Source organism: Deltaproteobacteria bacterium, assembly GCA_009929795.1.
Taxonomy (GTDB): Bacteria; Desulfobacterota; Desulfovibrionia; order Desulfovibrionales; family Desulfomicrobiaceae; genus RZZR01.
This window is the reverse complement of the sequence record RZZR01000197.1, coordinates 1-3,806: the sequence shown is the minus strand read 5'-3', so window position 1 is coordinate 3,806 and position 3,806 is coordinate 1. Positions and strand designations below refer to the sequence as shown.

The window sequence follows — 3,806 nt, the reverse complement described above, 5'->3', positions numbered from 1 at the left end:
CCAGGGAGACCATGGCGTGGTGCGATCCGTGGGCGCGGGATTCAAATGCGTTGATCCAGAGGGAATGGGCCAGGGCCGTTGAAGAGCAGGACAAGGCGAAAATGAAAGCCAGACAGATTCGTTTCATGTTTTTTCCCGTGGTTGAAGGTTTTCGTTTTCGTGTCGAACCATGGAGCATGGCTAGAAATTGTAGGCCAGGCCGACTCCGAAGCTTCTCGGGTCGCCGAAACCGGCCACGGACATCATATAATTTGATCTGAAGCCGTTAATGTATTCCTCGTCGAAGATATTCTTGACGTAGCCGTAGAAATCCCATCCCTCGTAGAGGTAGCCGATTTTCAGGTCGGCCAAGGTGTAGGGGTCGGCCTTCACGAAGCTTTGCTGCGCCCCGTCATAATAGTGGACATCCCCCACTTGGCGGACCTCGGTCCAGCCGTAGAGGCCGGACGAATGGTGATAGTCGACGCCCAGGCGGACGGAATACGAGGGCGCGCCGTCGATGCGCTCACCCTTGAGGTTGGTGGTTCCCGTGTCGTAGTCGTCGTATTTTGCTTCGAGCAGGGCCAGGGCGCCGCTGATCTCCAGACCGTCCAGAGGGGGCAGCCAGGTCCCTTCCAGCTCGAAGCCCTGAGAATGGGCCTTTTCCGCGTTGGCGGTCAGATACATGGCTCCTACAGATTTATAGACATGGATATCCTTGATATCCATGTAGAACCCGCATGCGGCCAGCCGCCAGGAGTCGTATTCGGCCTTGAGGCCGGCCTCGTAGTTGTATGATTGTTCGGGCTCGAAGGTGTTGTCGGCATCGCTCCCGCCCATGGCAAAATTGTTGAACCCGCCGGGCATGTAGCCCTGGGCGTACGAGACATAGGCGGTCCAATTGTCCGTCAGGGCGTAGGACAGGGCGGCCTTGGGCAAAAAGGCCTCCCAGGATTTTTCGGGCGAGATGCTGAACATGGGGGGGCCGCTCTGCCCCTTGGGCAGCATATACATATCCAGGTCCATCTCCTTCTTGATGTGTTGGTATCGGCCGCCCAGGGTCAATTCAAAGCGTTCGGCGAACGGAAAGACGATCTGGCCGAAAACCGCCTGGGTCATGGCGTCGGTGTCGGATTCGGCATTCTGGGTATAGGGTCCGAGATAGGCGCCTGTCTCGGGGTCGAACATGGGAAATTCCTGCCCATAGGGACCCATCTTGGTTTTTTCCTTTTCGAAGTACAGGCCGCCAACCCAGCGGAAACCCTCGGTGTTTGGGCTGCTGAACCGCAACTCCTCGGCCAGCAAGGAAAGATCCGTATCGTCGAACATGGTCAAGCCGTCGAACAGCGGGTCATCGGTGGCGGCGGGGAAGCCGTCGAACAGACCCCGTTGGGTCTGGGTCCGGTGGGAGGTGATGGATTCGACTTTCAAGAAATCGAAATCATAGGAGGCGGTCAGGCTCTGGTCGTTGATTTCGATTTTGCTATTGTCCTCGATGTCCAGGCGTTGGTGTTTGAGGTCATCGCGCTTGAAATCGCTCAGCTTGGGGTTCCCGGGCAAGGCGAGTTCGGTCCCTCTGTGGAGTTTATGATACCCGTTGCTGGCGGACAGACGCACACGCAGGCGATCCGTGGGGGTGAACAAGAGGTATCCGTTGATATCGTGTTCATGCTTCCGGCCGACATCCGGGTTCATGCCCGGGTAGTCGTTGCGGATCCAGCCATCGGTCTGGCTGTATTGGCCGTTGATGCCCATGGACAAGGTGTCCTCCATGAGGGGCCCGCTGACATTGGCCAAGCCCCAGAGGGTGTTCCAGCTCGAATACTCGGTGTTGATCTTGCCCCGCCAGGTGCTTCCGGCGTCCTTGGTGACGACGTTGATGACCGCGCCCATGGCGTCCTTGCCGTACAGGGTGCCTTGAGGGCCTCGCAGCACTTCGATGCGCTCGACGTTGGCCATGGAAAAATCAAAGCCGTAGCGGTTGCTGGTCGGTACTCCGTCGATATAGATCACCACCGGGTTGTTGTTGGTGAACATGGATTGATTGAGGCCTCTGAAACTGACCGCAGTGCCGTGATATGGCGAGGCCAGCATGTTGGGAATCCGGTCGACGACGTCCTGGACCGTTTTGAGGCCCTTTTCCTCGATCTCGAATTCGTCGATAACCGTAATGCTCTGGGGAACTTTTTGAATGTCCTCTTCCATCTTGTTGGCCGTGACCGTGATTTTTTCCAGGGTCATGGTGCCGTTGTCCGACGTGGCGTTGGTCGTTTCGGCCCCCCAGGCCGGAGAACAGGCCAAGGCCAAGACCAGAGCAAGCGGCAGGAGGCTCGCTCTCAGGGATTTCCCGGGTTTGAGCGGCCTTTCTTGGCGAGGTTGAAGACGTTGGCGATAGAACATGCTGATCCTCCTTGAGATCATGATTGAATTTTGGAGGTCTTTTCATGTTCGTATCATCTTTCTCAACCCGGATCGGGAAAAAATCCGCCCCGATCGGGAAAAGGACGCCCATTCCTGGCAGGGGCGGTCATCGTGACGAGCTAAGGACGACATTGTCCTTGGGCTCGCGTTCATAGGCCGGCCAGTCGTCGAGGATGAGGACGTTGGTGGTCGATGTCGGCGGGCTCGCCCAGGCAAGACGACCGTTCTGCAATTCGAGGCCGCACGGCGAGGGCTGGCCGTCAAGGAGCTGCCAGCCTCCGTCGCGCCATTGCCAGCGTTGGCCGGTGATTTGGCCGTCTTGGACGTGGAGATCCACGGCATTGGGTGGGCCGAGGCCGTTCGCGGCAGCCTCCGGGCCGCAGATCCGAGCCATGGATGCCGCAACGTCGCCGGTTCGGCGCACGGAATCCGTCAACTCACGGAGGTCCTCGGGACGCAGCCGGGACACCAGGCTCAAGGCCGCCAGGGACGAATAGTCGGCGGCCCATTCATGGCGTACGGCCAGGGCCAACGGCCCGACCGGGCTGTAGGCCCCGGCCAGGGCCTTGGTGGTTCGCTGGGCCCCACGCGAGAGCAGGGGGATCAGGGCTTGGGGCCCATCCGTTTCGGCGACGCACGACAGGCCGACGGCCCCCGGCAGGCCCTCGCCGATCAAGTGTTCTCCCCGGCCCTCGCGAAGATCGGCGGCGTCGCTGAGCAGACGTCTGACCAGGGCGGCTGCGATGTCGGCCCTTCGGGCCAGTCGGCCCGTCCCCGTGTCGGCCACGTCCCAGTGAGGTTCCTCGGCCAGGAGGAGCATGGTCCCGGCCACGGCCGCGTCGCCCCCGCCCGGCGGAAGACCGCGCGGCCATTGAACCACGGTCTCAATGACCGGCGCCCTGCCCAGCCGAAGGGCGACTCGGTCGCGCATGGCTGAAAGATCCTCGGCGATGATTCGTGCGTCGTGGCCGCGGCTTGGGTCGTGGATGACGGTCACGCCGTCAATCTGGGTTTGGTAGGCTTGGGGAGCATGCAGGGCGGCAAAGTCGAGCAGGCCGTCGAGCTGGCCATGGTCGGCCGCTTCCGTCCGGCCTTCCATCTCGACCCGCCACTTCCATTGCCCGGCCGGTCCGGCCGCCGACCTGGCCAGGCAGGCCCGGTACGCGGGCAGGTCGTATTCCGGACTCAGGCCCAGCCGGGTTCGATCCGCCGCCGTCCTGATGACACGTTCGGAGTCGAACCCCAGACGAGGCATGACATCCCCGGCCCGCACCCAGTACGAATCATTGACCAGCCAGGACGGTCGGGAGGGCTCGTCATGGTCGCCGGTGCTCCAGCCCGCGGCGGACAAGCGCCAGTCGAGCTCGACCGTGCAGCCTGTGTCCGGGCAATCGGGCAGGGGGAGG

Annotated in this window: 2 protein-coding genes; both read right to left on the bottom strand. The window is 61.4% G+C overall.

Annotated features, from left to right (window positions below):
• The coding region (locus EOM25_12980) for a DUF4198 domain-containing protein (protein ID NCC26088.1) at positions 1–127 on the bottom strand (127 nt) is incomplete at its 3' end.
• Between the two features lie 53 nt (positions 128–180).
• A complete protein-coding gene (locus EOM25_12975) occupies positions 181–2,400 on the bottom strand; it encodes a TonB-dependent receptor (GenBank protein NCC26087.1) in 2,220 nt (739 codons plus the stop codon).
• Positions 2,401–3,806 lie beyond the last annotated feature (1,406 nt).